Origin of the sequence: Mycobacterium sp., assembly GCF_049281135.1 — a bacterium.
GTDB lineage: Bacteria > Actinomycetota > Actinomycetes > Mycobacteriales > Mycobacteriaceae > Mycobacterium.
The window spans coordinates 1-17,965 of record NZ_JBAPRN010000654.1; the positions used below are offsets into that span (position 1 = coordinate 1).

General features: G+C 63.3%; 19 protein-coding genes and 1 pseudogene. 6 read left to right on the forward strand and 14 right to left on the reverse strand.

Annotated features, from left to right (window positions below; all coding sequences use genetic code 11):
* From WAN02_RS26135 to WAN02_RS26200, 14 genes are all read right to left on the reverse strand, one after another.
* Positions 1-214: DUF2834 domain-containing protein (locus WAN02_RS26135; protein ID WP_422267862.1), on the reverse strand; the 214-nt coding region annotated here is incomplete at its 3' end.
* A 45-nt stretch (positions 215-259) separates the two neighbouring features.
* The gene (locus tag WAN02_RS26140) at positions 260-1,093 is read right to left on the reverse strand and encodes a hypothetical protein (RefSeq protein ID WP_422267864.1); all 834 of its coding nucleotides are present in this window, start codon (positions 1,091-1,093) and stop codon (positions 260-262) included.
* Between the two features lie 125 nt (positions 1,094-1,218).
* Positions 1,219-2,244, reverse strand: coding sequence for a phosphotransferase family protein (locus WAN02_RS26145; protein WP_422267865.1), 1,026 nt, complete (start codon positions 2,242-2,244; stop codon positions 1,219-1,221).
* A complete protein-coding gene (locus WAN02_RS26150) occupies positions 2,244-3,176 on the reverse strand; it encodes a DUF7064 domain-containing protein (RefSeq protein ID WP_422267867.1) in 933 nt (310 codons plus the stop codon). Before WAN02_RS26150 ends, WAN02_RS26145 begins: the two co-directional genes overlap by 1 nt.
* Entirely contained in the window at positions 3,173-4,021 is an 849-nt protein-coding gene (locus WAN02_RS26155; protein WP_422267869.1) for an enoyl-CoA hydratase/isomerase family protein, read from the reverse strand. The genes WAN02_RS26150 and WAN02_RS26155 overlap by 4 nt, the downstream gene beginning before the upstream one ends.
* A gap of 2 nt (positions 4,022-4,023) precedes the next feature.
* Positions 4,024-4,836, reverse strand: a complete 813-nt coding sequence (locus tag WAN02_RS26160; protein WP_422267871.1) for an enoyl-CoA hydratase/isomerase family protein — start codon at positions 4,834-4,836, stop codon at positions 4,024-4,026.
* A gap of 16 nt (positions 4,837-4,852) precedes the next feature.
* Entirely contained in the window at positions 4,853-5,638 is a 786-nt protein-coding gene (locus WAN02_RS26165) for an enoyl-CoA hydratase/isomerase family protein (RefSeq protein WP_422267873.1), read from the reverse strand.
* Positions 5,639-5,676: 38 nt separating this feature from the next.
* Positions 5,677-6,435, reverse strand: coding sequence for an SDR family NAD(P)-dependent oxidoreductase (locus WAN02_RS26170; RefSeq protein WP_422267875.1), 759 nt, complete (start codon positions 6,433-6,435; stop codon positions 5,677-5,679).
* Between the two features lie 31 nt (positions 6,436-6,466).
* Positions 6,467-7,408: a hydroxymethylglutaryl-CoA lyase gene (locus tag WAN02_RS26175; RefSeq protein WP_422267877.1), complete on the reverse strand. Its 942-nt coding sequence runs from the start codon at positions 7,406-7,408 to the stop codon at positions 6,467-6,469.
* Positions 7,405-8,631 carry an acetyl-CoA hydrolase/transferase family protein gene (locus WAN02_RS26180; RefSeq protein ID WP_422267879.1) on the reverse strand — a complete coding sequence of 409 codons (1,227 nt, stop codon included), beginning with the start codon at positions 8,629-8,631 and terminating at the stop codon, positions 7,405-7,407. The genes WAN02_RS26175 and WAN02_RS26180 overlap by 4 nt, the downstream gene beginning before the upstream one ends.
* A complete protein-coding gene (locus WAN02_RS26185) occupies positions 8,628-9,830 on the reverse strand; it encodes a thiolase family protein (RefSeq protein ID WP_422267881.1) in 1,203 nt (400 codons plus the stop codon). Before WAN02_RS26185 ends, WAN02_RS26180 begins: the two co-directional genes overlap by 4 nt.
* Positions 9,830-10,594: an SDR family NAD(P)-dependent oxidoreductase gene (locus WAN02_RS26190; protein WP_422267883.1), complete on the reverse strand. Its 765-nt coding sequence runs from the start codon at positions 10,592-10,594 to the stop codon at positions 9,830-9,832. The genes WAN02_RS26185 and WAN02_RS26190 overlap by 1 nt, the downstream gene beginning before the upstream one ends.
* Positions 10,594-11,760: an acyl-CoA dehydrogenase family protein gene (locus tag WAN02_RS26195; protein ID WP_422267885.1), complete on the reverse strand. Its 1,167-nt coding sequence runs from the start codon at positions 11,758-11,760 to the stop codon at positions 10,594-10,596. The genes WAN02_RS26190 and WAN02_RS26195 overlap by 1 nt, the downstream gene beginning before the upstream one ends.
* Positions 11,761-11,867: 107 nt before the next feature.
* Entirely contained in the window at positions 11,868-12,947 is a 1,080-nt protein-coding gene (locus tag WAN02_RS26200) for an acyl-CoA dehydrogenase family protein (protein ID WP_422267887.1), read from the reverse strand.
* Between the two features lie 410 nt (positions 12,948-13,357).
* On the opposite strand from WAN02_RS26200, the gene WAN02_RS26205 reads away from it, so the two are divergent.
* The 6 genes and pseudogenes from WAN02_RS26205 to WAN02_RS26230 form a co-directional block, all read left to right on the forward strand.
* On the forward strand, positions 13,358-14,662 hold the full coding sequence (locus WAN02_RS26205; RefSeq protein ID WP_422267889.1) for an ATP-dependent 6-phosphofructokinase: 1,305 nt from the start codon (positions 13,358-13,360) through the stop codon (positions 14,660-14,662).
* A gap of 171 nt (positions 14,663-14,833) precedes the next feature.
* Positions 14,834-15,859 carry an NAD(P)H-dependent glycerol-3-phosphate dehydrogenase gene (locus tag WAN02_RS26210; RefSeq protein WP_422267891.1) on the forward strand — a complete coding sequence of 342 codons (1,026 nt, stop codon included), beginning with the start codon at positions 14,834-14,836 and terminating at the stop codon, positions 15,857-15,859.
* Positions 15,860-16,036: 177 nt separating this feature from the next.
* Positions 16,037-16,813, forward strand: a complete 777-nt coding sequence (locus WAN02_RS26215) for a hypothetical protein (RefSeq protein WP_422267893.1) — start codon at positions 16,037-16,039, stop codon at positions 16,811-16,813.
* A 31-nt stretch (positions 16,814-16,844) separates the two neighbouring features.
* Positions 16,845-17,411 (forward strand): cytochrome c oxidase subunit 3 family protein, encoded by a 567-nt coding sequence (locus tag WAN02_RS26220; protein ID WP_422267895.1) that lies wholly within the window; start codon positions 16,845-16,847, stop codon positions 17,409-17,411.
* Positions 17,411-17,686, forward strand: a complete 276-nt coding sequence (locus WAN02_RS26225) for a cytochrome C oxidase subunit IV family protein (protein ID WP_422267897.1) — start codon at positions 17,411-17,413, stop codon at positions 17,684-17,686. Before WAN02_RS26220 ends, WAN02_RS26225 begins: the two co-directional genes overlap by 1 nt.
* Positions 17,687-17,857: 171 nt before the next feature.
* A pseudogene (locus tag WAN02_RS26230) lies at positions 17,858-17,965 on the forward strand (ABC transporter ATP-binding protein); the annotation flags it as partial.

Consider the following 17,965-nt stretch of genomic DNA (forward strand, 5'->3'; position numbering starts at 1 on the left):
CCCACACCATGAACACGAGCCAGGCGATGGCCATGTCGATGCTCAGGAACGCGGCGGTTCCACCCGGAGCCATCGCATCGCCAAAGAACGCGATCGGGTTGAGGATGTTGCCACCGTCCGCCATCCACTGGAAAGCGTGTGGCCAAGTCAGCACCAGCGCCACAACACCGGCAAGAATGAAGAAGGCGTGGCGAATATTGGTGGATGCAGACATTGGCAAGCTCCTTCGGTTGGATAGGCGTAACCGGCGACTGCCTCATCACCGCCCCGCTGCGCTGGCCCCGCCGGGAAGAGGCTGAGCGTGCGTTGTGCCGGACCGGCTCGGACTACTCGCCGTGTCGACGGCTGGTTGTCGCGGCAAGAACGACGCGGCCGCCCGCACGAGGACGACCGCAAAGCCGATGCTCACCACCGTCGCCGCTGTGACGGCCAGCGTCGAGGTGTGCTTGAGATGCACAGCGATGATCGTGGGCCAGCCAGCGCCGAAGTTGGCCATGAAAAACGTACAGGGGAAGAGCGCAAAGAGGCCCAGCAGCTGCCACAGGCTGGTGTGACGGTCACGCAAGACCGATGCCGCGATCGCAAAGCAGATCACTTGAGCGGCTTCGAGCACACCAATCACCAACGGGTACTGGAAGATCCGGAACACGTGTGGGCCCCAGTAAGTGTAAAGTCCGCCGTTGATTCCGATCATCTCGAATGCGGCCGACTCAAGCAGCGTGATGCCCGCCCAGACGAGCAGCGTGCCGCGGGTCATCGCATCGCGTGCGATCTGGCGGGTGATGTAGATCGCCGGGGCAGCGTAGAGCACGACATAGCCGCTGTGCGTCCAGATCGGTTGCGGGATGTCGAACGCAGTGAAGTGGCTCCACATGCCGGATGTGGAGTAGAAGTACAGCATCATTGCCACGTCGTAGAGCGGCTCGGCGAATGCGCCGACCAAGGCCCCTAACACCAAGAGTGCATAGAACGGCGTCCGCTCGCGCATACCCATCCAGACCGCAAGCACCAGGAGAACGGCGGTCAGCGCCCAACTGACGTCCGTCAGGATCGCCTGCATGGTCAGGTTCAATGGGTGATCGACCGGTGGCACGCAGTCAGGGTATGCGATAAATCACTTGGTCTCGTCCCCCCTATCAGGGATTTTCGCTCCACCGAGAGTGGCAGCGCGCGAACGGAAGTGACGGGCGCCACCTGAAGATTGTGTTCCGATGCAAATCAGGTCAGTGCGGAATCCTTGGCTGCTAGCCGTTCGCCGGCAGCCAGGAACGAACTCACCAACGCAGGATCGGCGTAGTAGGGATCGCCGACACCACTTTCGAGTCGCCTACGGCTGTACTCGTAGAGCGCGCCGAGTTTATACATCGCCAGCGCCGCATACCAATTCAGTGCTGACACATCAGCGCCGGTGCGGTCGACGTATCGGTCGAGCAGCTCGGCGCGTGCAGGGTAGCCCGGCTCTAGAACGGCTGTGCCCATCGCGGATGTCGGGACCAGCGGCTCACCCGGGCCAGGGTATGAGGTGAGGAAGTACCCGAGGTCGGCCAGTGGGTCCCCGATAGTGGCAAGCTCCCAGTCAAGGACTGCTGCGATGGAGCCGACCTTCGTGTTGACGATCATGTTGCCAATACGGAAGTCGTTGTGAACAATCGCTACTCGGGATTCAGGCGGGAGGTGGGCGTGCAGCCAGCCGTCCAGTTCTGCGAATGGCTTGGGCACGGTGCCATCTACAGCAATCAGGGACCGCATTCGCCGCAATTGTCGGGCGTTGAACCCGTCGGGCTTGCCGAAGTCGCTGAGTCCGATCTCACGCCAAGGCACGCTGTGCAACGCGGCAAGCGTGTCCACCAGTGATTCGCCGATGCGCCTGCGTATTCGCGCGTCACCGACAGGCGCCGGCGTCGCGTTAGTGATCACGGCGCCATCGACGAAGTCCATCACGAACGTTGGAACGTCCAGTAACTCACCTGCTTCTGCGGTCGCCAACACGGCCGGCGCTGGGACGAGAGTCTGAGACAACGCCGTCAGCAGCTTCGCTTCGCGCAGCACGTCATGGGCGCCGGGAGGTAGCGGGGGTGGCGGTGGTCGGCGCACCACGACCCGCGAATGTCCGTCCGACACTAGGAATGTCAGGTTCGAATGCCCGTCCCCGATGGCCTGAGCGGTGACCGTCGGACCGCACAGGCCACGGTCGGCAAGGAAAGAGCCCAGCCGGAGGACCTCGGCCTCAGACCACGACCACATCACCTGTCCTGTTCCGAAAGGTAGTCCAGGTAGCTTCCCTGCCAGTGTGTCTCGAACTGCCCCGCCCCTTTTTCGCCGTCGATGACGGCTCGGCAAGCGCCTTCGCGGATTACTGTCTGCAACCGGTCGTGGGTTGGTAACTCGATCACACCGAAAACGTCGAGCTCCAGCTCAGTGTGCGCACCGGTGATATCGGTCAAAGTCGCCTGCAGCCGACGTTGGCGCATCTGTTCGTCGTAGTCGGCGCGGTGGTCGATATAGCGGACTGGGTATGTGACTCCGTCGCGCACGACATAGCCGGCGAAACCCCACTCGCCCTTGGCGATCCAAATCCACCCGTTGAGCGCGCGGCCAGATTCGGTGTACGCAACGAACCATTTCCAATGCTGTGGGACGCCCCAGTCGCGGACCCCCCACGAGTGATCTCGATGCCCCATTCGGTCCAACTCGATGCGCCGGCCTGCGACTTCGAGTTGTCCGTGCACCCGTCCGGTTTGCTCGATCCGATTCACCGCAAACCACGAGGGCAGCCCGTCCGGATTGGAGTGGTAGCTGAACGCATCGTGAATACCGGCAAACGCGAAATCGATTCGCACGTCGTCACGTTGGTAGGCCAGCACACAGGACTTGCGTAACTCAGGCTGCGTGAGCGTCAGCCCGTCGAAGGAGAAGTCGTCGAGATCGGAATGATCGGGCACCCGCCCCTGATGGAGGTGCAGCGCCAAAGGGCGCGCATCCGGGCCCCAGACGCAAACGTTGTAGCCGGCCTTACCGCTGCCCGTCAGGTAAAGGTAGACCTGGAGGCCAAGTTGTTCTTCCGGCATGATCAGCTCCCAGAACAGGGAGTCACGCGTTCTCTCCCCGGCCACCGATCGGTGCCGGAGGTCGTCGGCGGGGCCGAGCCCGGTGCGCAGTTCTTCCGATGCGGTCACGGTGACTCCTCCTGCAGCTTCAACAGTGCGCTGCGGGTGGTCGGAACCTGCAGGGCTAGCGCCTGGCCGCGGGTGTCCATCTCCAGCGCGGACCTGAAGGAGTTGTTCTCGAGATTGCGGACGAGTGCGTTCTTGGTGGATCGCATACTGTCGTCGGAGTTTTCGGCGACGGTTTCGGCCAGCTCGATCGCCGTGTCGAGCGCACTGCCCGTCTCGGCGAGCCGGTCGGCCAGTCCGATGCGATGGGCTTCGACGGCTCGCACCGTCCGCCCGGTGAACGCCAGCTCCGCCGCCCGGCCCGGCCCGATCAGCCGGATCAAATTCCACGAGGTGCCGAGCTCGCCAATGGACAGCCCGACTCGCACAAAGCCGGCGCTAAAACTGGCGGTCTGGTCGGCGACGCGGATGTCGGCGGCCAACGCCAGTGACAAACCACCGCCGGCCGCCGGGCCGCCGACCGCGGCGATCACCGGGTACGGCAGAGCGCGCAGCCCGGTGGACCCGGCCGCGGCGGTCTCAACGAGATCGGTGAACTCTGACACCGACATCCGGGTCAGGACGTCCACCTCGTCCAGATCGAAGCCGGTGCAGAACGCCTTTCCACCCGCCCCGGTGACGATCAATGCATGTAACGGGGCATTACGCAACAATGCAGTGGCCCAGGCTATTTCGCCAAACATGTCGACTGTCTGCGAGTTCGCACGGTGTGGCCGATTCACCGACATGACAACGATGCCTGGTCGAAGTTCATCGAAGGCCAGGTTCTGGGCCGTATGCAGTTCGCCAAGCACATCGGCCAGCGGCCGCCGCGATACCCGATTCCAGTGTGATGTGGCGGTGCTCACGTTCACCGCCCGGAAAAGTTTGGTGGTCGCTTGGCCTTGAAGGCCTGCAACGCCTCGGTCATGTCGTCGCAGCGCGTCAGCAGTGCCTGGCCGCGGTTTTCCAGTTCGAGCGCCGCGGCGAAGGATGCGACTTCCATGTTCGCCTGCAATGCGCGTTTGGAGATCCGGATGCCGCCGGGAGAGTTGGCGCAGATCTGGGTTGCCATGGCCAGGGTTTGGTCGAGCAAGTCGTCGGGACCAGTCACCCGGTTGAGCAAGCCGAGCCGTTCAGCTTCTTCGGCCTCGACGATACGTCCGGTGAAACCGATTTCGGCGGCCGCCGACGGGCCGATCAGCCGCGGCAGTAGCCAGGACGCCCCCAGGTCGCCGGCGGAGAGCCCGATCCGTACGAACGCGGCGTTGAACTTCGCGGCAGGCGACCCAAGGCGGATGTCGGCCATCAGGGTGAGCGACATGCCACCGCCGGCGGCGGGCCCATTCACCGCGCCGATCACCGGCACCGGTATTGCCCGGACGGCGCTCAGCGCGCGGGCCGCGCGCTCCTGGCGGTCAAGCATGCCCAAGGCCGACAACGAGGCCAGTTCCTCGGCCTCGTCCAGGTCGTAGCCCGCGCAGAATGCCCTACCGGCACCGGTCAGGATCACGACGCGGACGTCACGGTCGTCCGCGATCGCGCGCGCGACCGACTCAAGTTCGTCGAACATGGTTACTGTCATTGCGTTGAGCCGCTCGGGCCGGTTCAACGTCAGTTGGAGTACAGCGTCCGCGGGTGACTCGAGAAGCAATGTTTGATAACGCCGTTCGAGATCGATCATCGGAAATTCCTTCTGCTCAGGCGAATTCGGGAGTGCGCTTGTCGATGAACGCCCGAATGCCCTCGAGTGCCTCGCCCCGCTCGAACAGTTCTTGGACCTGTTCGGCCTCGTAGCGCAGACCTTCGGCCAGCGGCCGGTCGTAGGCAGCGTCCACCGTGCGGACGACCGCACGCTGCGCGGGTGATGAGGCGCCAGTCAACGCAACGGCCAGCTGCCATGCCGTTGCTCTGGCGGTGGTATCCGGTTCAGCAAGACGGTCTATCAGCCCGATCCAGAACGCCTCGTCCGCCTCCACCTCGCGTCCGGTGAGCATGATGTCCAATGCTCGGCCCCGTCCGATGAGACGGGGCAGGCGCTGCGTCCCCCCAGCGCCCGGGATGAGGCCGAGTTTGACTTCGGGCAAACCAAACCGCGCCCCCGCAGCGCCGACACGCAGCGTGCACGCCATCGCAAGCTCCAGACCGCCGCCCAGGGCTCGCCCGTCGACGGCAGCCACCGACACCGCGGGGTGGGCTGCCAGGCGCTCGACGACGCCGCGGAGGGCGTCCCCATACGCGCCGAACGATGCCGCGTCCACGGACGACATGTGCTTGATGTCGGCGCCCGCCGCGAAGAAGCCGGGCAGCGCCGAGGACACCACAATGACCTTGGCGGGCAACGCGTCAGCGGCATCGAGCCCTCTGTGCAGCCCTTCGATGATCGGCATGCCCAGTGCGTTGGCCGGTGGCCGGTTGAGCGTGATCTCGACCACCGAGTCCACGATGCGCAGGCTTACCGGTGAACCGTTTTCGGACTGCATCATTGATGTCCCTCCTTGGATTCTGTGTAACCGTGTGACCGCTACGCCATGGTGAGGCCACCGCTGACCGACAGCGTCTGACCGGTGATGTATTCGGCCGCATCGGATGCGAAGAAGGCGACGGCGGCCGCGATATCCGACGGCTGAGCCAGCCGCTTCATAGGCACGGAGCGGGTCATCCCGCCGATCACCTTGTCGGCATCCTGCCCGGAGGTGTCGGCGAACTTGCGCAGCGCCGGGGTGTCGGTGGGGCCCGGGCAGACGGTATTCACGGTCACACCCTTGGTCGCCACCTCGCGGGCCAGCGTCTTGGTGAACGCGATGATGCCGCCCTTAGCGCCGGAGTAGACCGCTTCCAGCGACGACCCGACCCGGCCGGCGTCCGAACCGATGTTGATCACCCGTCCGAACCCGCGTTCCACCATGCCGGGCACGACGGCGTGGATGACACGCAGTGCGCCCTTGAAGTTGATGTCAAGGATCTTGTCCCAGAAGTCCTCTGAAGTTTTCAGAAACGGCATGAAGTCGTCCCAGCCGGCGTTGTTGACCACGATTTCGATGTCCCCGAGCTCGTCGGCGACGGTCTTGACCGCACCGCGCACCGAGTTGGTGTCGGTCACATCGACGTGGACCGCGATGGCTTCGCCGCCGGCCTCGGCAATGCGCTTTGCAGTAGCTTCGGCCGCCTCCAGGTTGAGGTCTGCGACGGCGACCCGAAACCCGTTGGCGCCCAGGGTTTCAGAGATGCCTTGGCCGATGCCTTGGGCTCCGCCGGTGACGAATGCGACGCGGTTGGTCATGATCTGCTCTCTCCTTTGAGTAATGGACTGCTTAGCGGCAGGACTTAACGCCTGGATTGGGTGCCCAGTCGATCGGCCCCGCGACGATGGAGTGGCTGGTTAGTTTGCGGCCGAGCACGCTCTGAGCGGCGCGGGCCGCGTTGATGATGGCGGGCAGCGATACCCCGGTGGACACGTCCATCTCCTGGAACATGCTGATCAGATCCTCCGAGGCGATGTTTCCGGTCGAACCAGCCGGCACCGGGCAGCCGCCGAGTTCGCCGAAGCTCGATTCGAAGCTGGTGCACCCGGCTTGCAGCGCGGCGTAAGCATTGGCCAGTCCCTGGCCACGGGTGTTGTGGAAATGGGCGGTGACCTCGACACCGGGCAGCCGTTCGATAGCGGCAGCGAAGAACTCACCGACATAGGCGGGATTGGCCATCCCGGTGGTGTCGCCGAACCCGACCTCGCTGGCGCCCGCAGCAGCGAACTGCTCGGCGATGTCGAGCACCCGATTCATCGGCACCTTGCCCTCAAACGGACAACCGTACGAGGTTGCGATGACGGCGGCGCAACGCAGATCCTCGGCGACGATGCGCTTGGCGATGACTTCGTTGTCGGCCATCGACTCGGCGATGCTTCGGTTCACGTTCTTCTTGTTATGTGTCTCCGAGGCGCTGACGAAGATTGCCACCTCGGAGAAGGTCTCGCGCACCTTGAGTGCGTTGTCGAGTCCTTTGCTGTTGGGCACCAATACCATCAGCGACACGTAGTCGGGCACATCGATGCCGTGCAGCACCTCGACGCCGTCGGACAGCTGGGGGATGACGTCTGGTCGCACGAAACTGGCAACCTCGATGCGGCGCAGCCCGGTCCGAGCCAGCTGGTTGATCAGATCGATCTTGTCGGCGGTGGCGATGGTTTCGGGTTCATTCTGAAAGCCGTCGCGCGGGCCCACCTCGCGGATGTCGATGTGCTCGGGCAATCTATTCACAGTGTGCTCCTTTCGCGGTCAAGCTGGTCGCGGAACTCGGGGGCGGCGATGGCAGCCATTCGTCGGGCTCGTTCCCTCAAGCCGCAGCCACGCAGATGCGCGACGCCGTATTCGGTGACGACGGTGTCGACGTCGGAGCGCGTGGTGGTGACCATCCCGCCGTCGAGTGCGGCTTTGATCGTGGACTGGCCACCCGACGTGGCCCGCAACGCGATAATCGAACGTTTGCCGGTGAGTGCGGCGGCCCGGGTGAAGTCCACCTGCCCGCCGACAGCGCCGACATATACGCCGCGACTGACCTCGGCGCCCACTTGCCCACTCAGGTCGACTTCGACTGCGAAGTTGACCGAAACCAATGAGTGCAGCTGCGAAAGCACCTGTGGACTATGGGTGTAACTGGTCGGCAGGAACCTGGCGGGAAGCTCGGGCACCCGGTTGTACAGCTCAGCCGTACCAAGCGCGGTGCCGGCCACAATCAATCCGGGGTCGATCTCCTTGCGGCTGCCGGTCGCCACCCCTTTGTCGACCAGCCGGAGCAGCCCGTCGGTGACCATGCCTGTGTGAAATCCCAAATCTTCGTGTTCGGCCAGCGCATCGAGCATCGCGGCGCCCAGCGAGCCGACTCCCAACTGCACGGTGTCTCCATCGTCGATGAGCTCGGCGACCTGGGCGGCGATGCGCTGCTCGGTGGCACCTGGTGCGCGGGTGGGATCTTCGGCCAGCGGACGGTCAGTGCTGATGGTCGCCGCGAACCGGTCGAGCGGGATTCGTTGGGTGCCAACCGTGGCCGGCATCTTTTGGTTGATCTCGGCGATGAGCACCGGCGTGTGCTGCATCGCATCGGCGACGTAGTCGACACCGATGCCCAAAGAGCACGTCCCGTTTCGGTCAGGTGCGGAGACCTGCATCAGGCCGACGTCGCACGGCAGCCGACGTTCGGCGAACATCCGCGGTAGAGCCGAATAGTGGCACGGCACCACGTCCAGGCGTCCGGACCGGCTCAGCTCCCGAAGCTCGCCGAGCCCGCCATAGGACACCATCGACATGCGGCCGGGCATCGTGATGGCGTGTTGGTCGTTCCAGCTCAGCCCGGTGAATGTGCGGATCGGACCGATCCGGGGACTCTGCAAGATCAGCGCATCGACCAACGGACGCGGCTCCGCGGCGGCCTGACCCCACCAGACTCCGTCATCCCGCGACAGGAATTGTCTGAAATCGATCACGTCGGTACCCGTTGGATCAAGGTTCCTGTCCCCAGACCCCCCCCGCAGCACATGGTCACCAGCCCGAGGTCGGCGTCGCGGCGTTCGAGTTCGGGGATCAGGGTGGCGATCAACCTGGCCCCGGTCGCGCCGACGGCGTGGCCCAGCGCGATCGCACCACCGTTGACGTTCACGCGGTCGACGTCGGCACGCAGCTCGCGCTGCCAGGCCAGCACCACCGAAGAGAACGCCTCGTTGACCTCAAACAAATCGATCTCATCGATGCTGAGATCGTTGCGCTGCAACAACTTCCGGGTAGCAGGGATGGGCCCGGTCAGCATGATGATCGGATCGACACCGACGGTGGTTTGGTCGACGATCCGGGCGCGCGGTCGTAGCCCCAGCCGCTGCGCCGCGTCAGCGGAGCACAGCAAAACGGCGGCTGCGCCGTCGCTGATGGGTGATGACGATCCGGCGGTGATTCGTCCGCCTTCCTTGCGGAACGCCGGTTTGAGGTTAGCCAACGTCTCCACCGTCGTCTCCGGGCGCACGCACTGGTCGGTGGAACGGATTTGGCCGTCGAGGGTCATCGGAACCATCTCGCCGACGAACCGGCCATCGGCGATGGCCTTGCTGGCGCTCTGGTGTGACCGCGCCGCGAAGGCATCCATTTCCTCACGGCTCAGCTCCCAACGGTCGGCGATGAGCTCAGCGCTTTCACCTTGGTGGACGAAGGCGTAGCGGTCGCGCAGCTCGGCCGGCCAGGGGTCGCCGTATAGTTCGGAGATCTTGATGGGGGAGTCGATCGGGACGTGGCCCATGTGCTCCACGCCGCCGGCGATGACGATGTCGTGCGTGCCCGAAGCCACCAGCGCGGCAGCCATTTCCACCGCGGTTTGCGCTGAACCGCAACGCCGGTCGAGTGTTGTGGCCGGCACTTCGGGCGGATAGCCTGCCTGTAACCAGGCGTTGCGAGCAATGTTGCGCGATTGTTCGCCGAACGGGGCGGTGCAGCCGATCACGAGGTCTTCGACCTCTGCGGGCTGGATTCCCGTGCGTTTGATCAGCTCGGTGTAACAGGCCGCCAACATCGCGTTGGGGTGGACGTCGCGGTACCAGCCACGCTCGGGATGCGATTTGCCTACCGGGGTGCGTACCGCTTCGGCGATGTAGGCAGCGCGGCCCGTCGAGGCGAACGGCCCGATCACGGTGTGGGGCATCAGATCACCGTCCCACCGTCGACCGGCAGCACCTGGCCGGTGATGTATGACGCGGCGTCCGAGGCTAAGAAGACGAAGGTTGGTGCAATCTCGTCCGGGGAGGCCCACCGCCCCAGAGGAATTCGGGCAAGGGTTTTCGCGGCCAGCTTTTCGTTGCTGCGGATATTGGCCGTCATGGCCGTCGCGGCCAGTGGTGCGACGGCGTTCACGGTGATGGACTGGCGCGCGAGCTCACGAGCCAGCGACTTCGTCAGGCCTACGATGCCCGCCTTGGCGGCCCCGTAATTGGCTTGGCCGATGGTTCCGGTGAGGCCGGCCGCCGAGGTGACGTTGATGATGCGCCCGGTTCCGTCGGCACGGACGTGGTGCAATGCGGCCTGGCTACAGACGAAGCTGCCGACGAGATGGATGTCGATGATACGACGGAACTTCTCCTCGGAAAGGTCGGCGAACATCGCGGGTGCGATGGCGCCGGCGTTGTTGACCAGAATGTTTAATGTGCCGCCACCGAGTTCGGCTGCTGCCGCGGCGGCTTCCTTTGCCGCTGCCGAGTCGCGCACGTCTAGCACAAACGGCTGTGCGGTGCCGCCCGCGGCGCTGATCGATTCCGCTGTGGCCGAGGCGGAGTCCTTATCGAGGTCGGTTACCAGAACAGCGGCGCCGGCGGCCGCGAAGGCCCGGGCGATCGCTTCGCCGAGTCCGCTGCCCGCACCGGTGACCAGCGCTGAGCGCCCGTCGAGCCGAAACACATCACGCTGTGTCATCAGTAGCTCCTTGGCAGGCCCAGCACGTGCTCGCCGAGGTAGTTGAGCACCATCTCCTGGCTGATCGGGGCGATGCGGGTCAGCCGCGCCTCGCGGAAGTACCGCGCGACGTGGTACTCCTCGGAGTACCCCATGCCACCGTGTGTCTGCAGGGCGCGGTCGGCAGCGGTGAACGCTGCATCGGCGCATAGGTACTTGGCCGTATTGGCTTCGCGCGCACAGGGTTTGCTGTTGTCGTAGAGCCAGGTTGCCTTGCGTAACACCAGTTCGGCGGCGTCGAGCCGGGCCAGTGAGTCGGCCAGCGGGAACTGCAGTCCCTGATTCATTCCGATCGGGCGGCCGAACACCTCCCGTTCGTTGCCGTAGCGCACCGCGGCTCGTAGCGCGGCGCGCCCCATGCCTAGCGCTTCGGCCGCGATGAGGCAGCGTTCGGGGTTCAGGCCGTCGAGGATGTAACGGAAACCTTGGCCCTCTTCGCCGACACGATCCTCGACGGGAATCTCGAGGCCATCGATGAATAACTCGTTGGAGGACACCGCGTTTCGGCCCATCTTGGGGATCGGGCGAATCTCGACCTTGCTACGATCGAGGTCCGTCAAAAACAACGTCATACCATCCGTCTTGCGCTTCGCGTCCTCGAACTTGGTGGTGCGAGTCAGCAACAGCACCTTCTCGGACTCCAGCGCCTTGGAGATCCACACCTTGCGCCCGTTGACGACGTAGTGATCGCCCTCGCGGCGCGCGAACGTGGTGATCTTTGTGGTATCCAGTCCCGCGCCGGGTTCGGTGACGCCGAAACATACATGCAGATCACCGGTCACGATTCGGGGCAGGGTGCGCGATTTGAGCTCCTCGGATCCATGCACGATTACCGGATGCATGCCGAATATCGACATGTGCATCGAGCTTGCGCCGTTCATTCCGGCGCCACTTGCCGCGACCTCCTCGAGCAAAATCGACGCCTCGGTGATGCCGAATCCGTGGCCGCCGTATTCCTCCGGCGTGGTGATGCCGAGCCAGCCGCCTTCGGCGAACGCGTCGTAGAACTCGGTCGGGAACTCGTGCTGTTGGTCCTTGGTCATCCAGTAGTGGTCGTCGAACTTCCCTGCAAGTTCAGCGACCGCAGCGCGAATCGTCTGCTGGTCATCGCTCAGCTGGAAATCCACGACGCTCTCCACTCGGGATTGGGGTTGTTCGATCTAAGGACTAATCATACTAATGGACAGACCAAAAAGGAAGGCCGGGTGTTCAGGCTCTCGTCGCCCACAGATGGTCACCCCGCGGCTGGCAACAACGGCAGTAGGTCCGCGATGCGCTCGTTCCACGCGGCCGGTGCGCCGAATAGCACGCGGTCGAGCTTGGCGCGCTTGTAAAAGAGGTGCAGGTCGTGCTCCCAGGTGTAGCCAATGGCGCCGTGGAGCGTCAGTGCACTGTCGGCGAGCGCAGCGCAGCCGCCGGTGACTTGCGCCTTGGCAACCGCGGCGTGGGTCGCACGGTCAGGCAAACCTTCCTCCGCCGATTCTGCCGCGTAGCAGACAATGGAGAGCGAGGACTCTACGGTGACCAACATCTGTGCGGCGGCGTGTTTGACCGCCTGGAATGCGCCGATCGGCTGGCCGAACTGCTCTCGCTGCTTGCTGTAGTCGACAGCGAGTTGGAGCATCCGCTCCGATGCGCCCAATGCATCTGCGGCCGTCAGAACCGCTGTCCGGGTCGCGATTTCGCCGATCGCCGCGGTCGCGTTGGCGTCGAGCCGCCGCGCCGGTACGTCGTCAAAGGTCACATCAGCGGCGTCTCTCGAGCGGTCCAGCAACGAGCGGGGGTGAAGCCCGACGCCACGGTCAGCGGCATCCACGAGCCATAGCGATAGATTTCCTTCATCGGCTACGGGAACCACAAATCGTGCCGCCCGGGTGGCGCCCAATACGCAAGGTATGCGCCCATGCAGCCGGTCAGCCCGACTCTCCACCGAGGACGACGCCGCCGGTATGCGATCGGCCCGTACCGCCAACGCGGTCAACTCACCAGACTCGTTTGCCGCACATACCAGCGCCGGCTCGTCGGCCAGCGCTGGGACAACAATCGCCGACTGCAACCAGCTGGCCGACGGCGCCGCCACCCGCCCAAGTTCTCGGGCGGTAAGTGCGAGTTCCAGTAAGCCACCGCCCTGGCCGCCGAGCTCCTCGTCGAAGCCGACCCCGGCCCAACCCTCACCGGCTAAAAGCCGCTCGAAGCTGGAAGGGTCGCCGGCATCCAACCAGCCGCGCACCGCAGCTGGCTCGGCACGTTGGCCTAACCACTCGCGCAGTGAGGTGGTGAACAGCTCTTGCTCTTCGGAGAGTTCCCATCGCATCAGCTTGTCTCCCGCCAACCTCGTCCAAAATTTACTAAATGGTCTTTAGGTCAGACCATAAACCATGAGGGCCTTGAAATGGAAGCAGCGGATCCTGCGGCGACACGCTCCCGATCGACATCAGGTTCGGCCCATGGGTTCAGGGATCTTTGGCCGCTCGGGAGCGCGTCTTAGCTCTGTGAGCATGAACCCGGTGATCAACGTGATGTAGACGCTCCAGATGATGACGGGTAGGTAGAAGGCCAACAAACCGTGATGAGGAAACGGCCCGCCGCCGCGTGCATTGCCCCGCTGGACAGGAAATCTGCGGGGGATGACTCGAGTTGGAGACCAAAAGGTGCTCGTCGGGGGGAAGCCTGGCTCGGCTGGGTCGGCGACGATGGCGACGTCTCTGAGGGGGCACGTGCAATATGACGCCAACGACGCCAGATTTTAGTACCGACAGCATCGGCGAGTGCGCCGTCGTTTCGCCTTTGCGGACTGCGCATTTCATGGACACATCGAAACGGCTCTTGTTCCGCACGGACATTGACGAACTGCGCGCGCAGATCGAAGCAGGCGTGGATCCGGCCGCCTTCGAGCTAGCTGGGCCGCGAGAACGGATTTACTTCAACCCCGGCGAACTCCGGTGCGGAATTGTCACGTGCGGCGGCCTCTGTCCCGGCTTGAACGACGTCATCCGGTCTATCGTCTTTTGTCTTCAGGAAAAGTACGGTGTTACAGCGATTTACGGCTTCCGGTTCGGTTACGCGGGTCTGGCCGAGCCAGACAGTTTGAAACCGATCGAGCTGACCACGCGCCGTGTCGGTCAGATTAACGAGGTAGGCGGTAGTGTCCTGGGTTCGTCCCGTGGTCCGCAACCGGTCGATGAAATGGTCGACACTCTGGAGCGACTTGGGATCCAACTGCTGTTCACGGTCGGAGGCGATGGAACGCTCCGCGGGGCGCATTTGATCGTGGAGGAGATTCGGCGCCGAAAGCTTGATATCGCTGTGGTTGGTGTACCCAAGACTATCGACAACGACATCTCCTATATCGACATGTCTTTCGGATTCGACACTGCGGTCGAGGCGGCGCGCCAGGCAACCCGCGCGGCGTTTGTCGAGGCGTCGTGCCACCGAGCCGGCATCGGTCTGGTGAAGTTGATGGGTCGCGACGCCGGGTTCATCGCCAGCTTCGCGACGCTCGCCGATACCCAAGTCGGTTTATGCCTGATTCCCGAGATTGCGTTTAACGTCGCTGGGGTCATCGAGGCAACGTGGCAGCGGATCCAGAGAGACGGTTATGCGGTGATCGTCGTGGCCGAGGGGGCCGGCCAGAATCTGCTCAGTGAGACAGCGGAGTTTGATGCGTCAGGGAATCGTCGCCATAGTGATATCGGGGTGTACCTCAAAAAGGTTATCCCAGAAGAGTTTCAGGCTCGGGGAACCTCGGTAAGTCTCAAATACATCGACCCCAGCTACATGATCCGCAGTCTGCCTGCGAATGCTCGGGATGCCAACTTCTGTCTTCGGTTGGGTCACGCGGCTGTTCACGCCGGCATGGCTGGCAAGACCGACATCGTGATCGGTTCTTGGCGACGCCGGCTGACCCACTTACCGATTCCGTTGGCGGTCGCTTCCCGGAAACAGGTCGACACCAATGGCTACCTCTGGCAGACAGTGCTGTCGGTGACTGGTCAGCCCGATGACCTAACCTCCGAACTTACCGTTTGACCCCAGTCGGTTCGGTTCTCTGCGGTATGCCCTGAGGAGGCAGGCCAAAAGTGCCCCGTTGGGGGGAAGCCCGCGCCGGCCGAATCGGCGAGGATAGCGACGTCTGAGTTCGCGCAGGTGAAGCGTGCTACGAGAGGCGGTCATCGTGGCGGCAGTGAAAGCGTGGCCGACGTGACACCCACCCAACGTCAACCCCACGTCGTGGTCCTCGGCGGAGGCTCGTGGGGCACGACCATCGCCTCCATCTGCGCACGTCGCGGACCCACCTTGCAATGGGTGCGCTCGGAGAAGACCGCGAAAGACATCAACGACTACCACCGCAATAGTCGCTATCTCGGCAATGACGTCGCATTGAGCGATACGCTGCGCGCCACCACCGATTTCGCAGAGGCGGCCGATTGCGCCGATGTTGTTGTGATGGGGGTGCCCTCGCACGGGTTCCGCAACGTGCTCACCGAGCTGGCCAGCCAGCTTCGCCCGTGGGTGCCGGTGGTGTCTCTGGTCAAGGGCCTCGAACAAGGCACTAACATGCGGATGAGCCAGATTGTCGACGAAGTTTTGCCCGGGCATCCAGCCGGTATTCTGGCCGGTCCCAATATCGCCGGCGAAGTGGCCGAGGGCTATGCGGCCGCGGCCGTGTTGGCGATGTCGGATCAGAATCTTGCCGCGAATCTTGCCGGGTTGTTTCGCACCAAGCGATTTCGGACTTACACCACCGACGATGTCATTGGCGTCGAGATGGCGGGCGCGCTGAAGAATGTCTACGCGATCGCTGTAGGCATGGGCTACTCGGTGGGCATTGGCGAAAACACCCGCGCCATGGTGATGACCCGTGCGGTGCGCGAGATGTCCAAGCTCGGCGAGGCGGCGGGTGGTTACCGCGACACCTTCGCCGGGCTGGCCGGTATGGGCGATCTCATCGTCACATGCACCAGCCAGCGCAGCCGCAACCGCCATGTTGGCGAGGAACTCGGTGCAGGCAAGCCTATCGACGAAATCATCGCGTCGATGAATCAGGTCGCTGAGGGAGTCAAAGCCGTCAGCGTAGTGATGGGATTCGCCGATTCGTATGGCATTGCCATGCCGATCGCTCGTGAAGTCGACGGCGTTATCAATCATGGCGCTACCCCTGACGACGCATACCGCGGGCTCGCGACGGAAACGCCCGGTCACGAGGTTCACGGGGCCGGCTTCTAGCGACCGCATTCCGTGCGCAGGCGGCGGGCTCTGATGATTGTCCCCGAAAGGGGTAGCGAATTCCGCTCCTTCGGGTGAAGCCTGCCGCGGCGGCGTCGGCGACGATTGGTGAGAAGCCCGTTGGTTCCGGGTCGCTGATGTGTGTCCCTGCACATTGTGAATTGAGGAGCAGGTCCAATGGCAATACATGCCGAATCCGCCACCGCTGCCGCGCGCGACTTATCGCCGTACCGCACCGATTACACGTCGTGGAAGGTTCTGGCGTGGACGGGTCCTGTGTTTCTGTTCGCGGTCTTCGTGCTCTGGGGGATTGTTGCGCACAACATGCCGCCATTCCCGCCCAGCGCGACGCCGGAACAGGTCAAGGCGCACTTCCACGATTTCCGGCTTCCGCTGTTGATTGCGTTGAGCATCTGCGTCACGATGACCGCGTTCTACATGTCATTTAGCGTGGCCGTCGCTCGCGTGATGGAACGTGTGGAGGGCCCCAACGGCTTGTTGTCCAAGCTGGAGATGATGGGTGGAACGATCACCTGTGCGCCTGTGATGGTGACTTTGGCGATTTGGCTGACCGCCGCGCACGAGGTCGACAACCTCACTCCCGGCGTCATGCACATGCTCTATTGGATGGGCTGGCTGCTTTTCGACTTGGCCTACTTTGTCACCTCGCTGCAGATCGCCGCAATCAGCATCGTGTTCATGCGGGACAGGCGCGAGAAGAAGCTGGTCGGACAATTCGTCATCTGGTGGGGTTGGGTCACCTTTGCATCGTTCTTTGCGGTCAGTGCGATCCCGTTCGTGACGACCGGCCCGCTGGCCTTCAACGGCGTGATCAGCTTCTGGATCGCGTTCTTCACCTGGTTCATCTGGATCCCGTCGCTGTCGTACTACATCATTCGAGCTGTCGACCGCATCAAGGCCGAAGACGAGGCCGCGGGGCGTGTCAACGATTAGCGACACGGAGGTCGTTACCACCGATGATCGCGTGACATCCAGACGCCTTCCCGGTGTGGACGGCGTCTGGGTTGCGATCGGCGCCGATTCGGTCATCTTCGCGATCCTGTTCGGCAGCTTCATGCAGGCTAGGCTGCACAATCCAGCCGTCTTCGAGGCTTCGCGCCATACCCTCAACATGAATCTGGGTGGCATCGACACACTGGTTCTGTTGACCAGTTCCTGGTCGGTGGCACTCGCAATCCAAGCCCTCAAACGGGACCTCATCGACCGAGTGCCTCGCTATCTGCTCGGCGGGGCGCTTACCGGTCTGATGTTCATGGTGTCCAAGTCGATCGAGTACTTCGAGAAGTTCGCTCAAGGCATCCGGCCGGCCACCAACGACTTCTACATGTGGTATTTCACCCTGACCGGGATCCATCTTTTGCATGTCGTGTTCGGCACCAGCCTTCTTGGCTACCTTTGGGTTCGCTCCCGGCGCCGCGCCTACAACAGCTTGCAACGGGTCGTGCCGGAATGCGTCGCTTCCTACTGGCACCTGGTGGACCTGTTGTGGATTGTCATTTTCCCCTTGCTCTACTTGCAGAAGGCAGCTTGATGTCGGTGTTGCGTGAACGGGTCACCGTGGTCTGGCTGGGCCTCATGGTGCTGACTTGCGTTACCACATGGGGACTTTCGAAAGATCTGGTCAGCCCCGCCGTCGCGGTCGTCGGAATTTTCGCGATCGCTGCGATGAAGGTTAGTTACGTGATGCTGGACTTCATGGAGCTGCGCGATGCACCGATTCCCGTACGTGTTGCTTTCCAAGCTTGGCCGGTCATCGTGGCCGTGATGATTCTTGGCTTTTGGTTCGCCACTCCGTCCCTCACGTGAGTCATGCCCCCGGTAGGAGAGCAAACTGTGCTCTTTCGGGGGAAGCGGGCAACGATCGGGGTCAGCGACGATAGCAACCGTCTTACTAGCAAAAGAGATGCCCATGGGGCGACAGGGGAATCGGAGTTAAGTCGTGCCACCGAGGGTGTTTCACGGAGGGCAGTCGTCGTAATGGGCATCGGTATCTCGGTCGAGGGACTGACGAAGTCCTTCGGGTCCCAGCGGATCTGGGAAGACGTCACTTTGGAGATCCCGGAGGGCGAGGTCAGCGTTCTGCTG

Bases quoted from the DNA above. Each gene is read 5' to 3' on its own strand.
- WAN02_RS26145 (WP_422267865.1), bottom strand. From the start codon at position 2,244: ATGTGGTCGTGGTCTGAGGCCGAGGTCCTCCGGCTGGGCTCTTTCCTT.
- WAN02_RS26160 (WP_422267871.1), bottom strand. From the start codon at position 4,836: ATGATCGATCTCGAACGGCGTTATCAAACATTGCTTCTCGAGTCACCC.
- WAN02_RS26165 (WP_422267873.1), bottom strand. From the start codon at position 5,638: ATGATGCAGTCCGAAAACGGTTCACCGGTAAGCCTGCGCATCGTGGAC.
- WAN02_RS26170 (WP_422267875.1), bottom strand. From the start codon at position 6,435: ATGACCAACCGCGTCGCATTCGTCACCGGCGGAGCCCAAGGCATCGGC.
- WAN02_RS26185 (WP_422267881.1), bottom strand. From the start codon at position 9,830: ATGCCCCACACCGTGATCGGGCCGTTCGCCTCGACGGGCCGCGCTGCC.
- WAN02_RS26190 (WP_422267883.1), bottom strand. From the start codon at position 10,594: ATGACACAGCGTGATGTGTTTCGGCTCGACGGGCGCTCAGCGCTGGTC.
- WAN02_RS26200 (WP_422267887.1), bottom strand. From the start codon at position 12,947: ATGCGATGGGAACTCTCCGAAGAGCAAGAGCTGTTCACCACCTCACTG.
- WAN02_RS26205 (WP_422267889.1), top strand. From the start codon at position 13,358: ATGACGCCAACGACGCCAGATTTTAGTACCGACAGCATCGGCGAGTGC.
- WAN02_RS26215 (WP_422267893.1), top strand. From the start codon at position 16,037: ATGGCAATACATGCCGAATCCGCCACCGCTGCCGCGCGCGACTTATCG.
- WAN02_RS26225 (WP_422267897.1), top strand. From the start codon at position 17,411: ATGTCGGTGTTGCGTGAACGGGTCACCGTGGTCTGGCTGGGCCTCATG.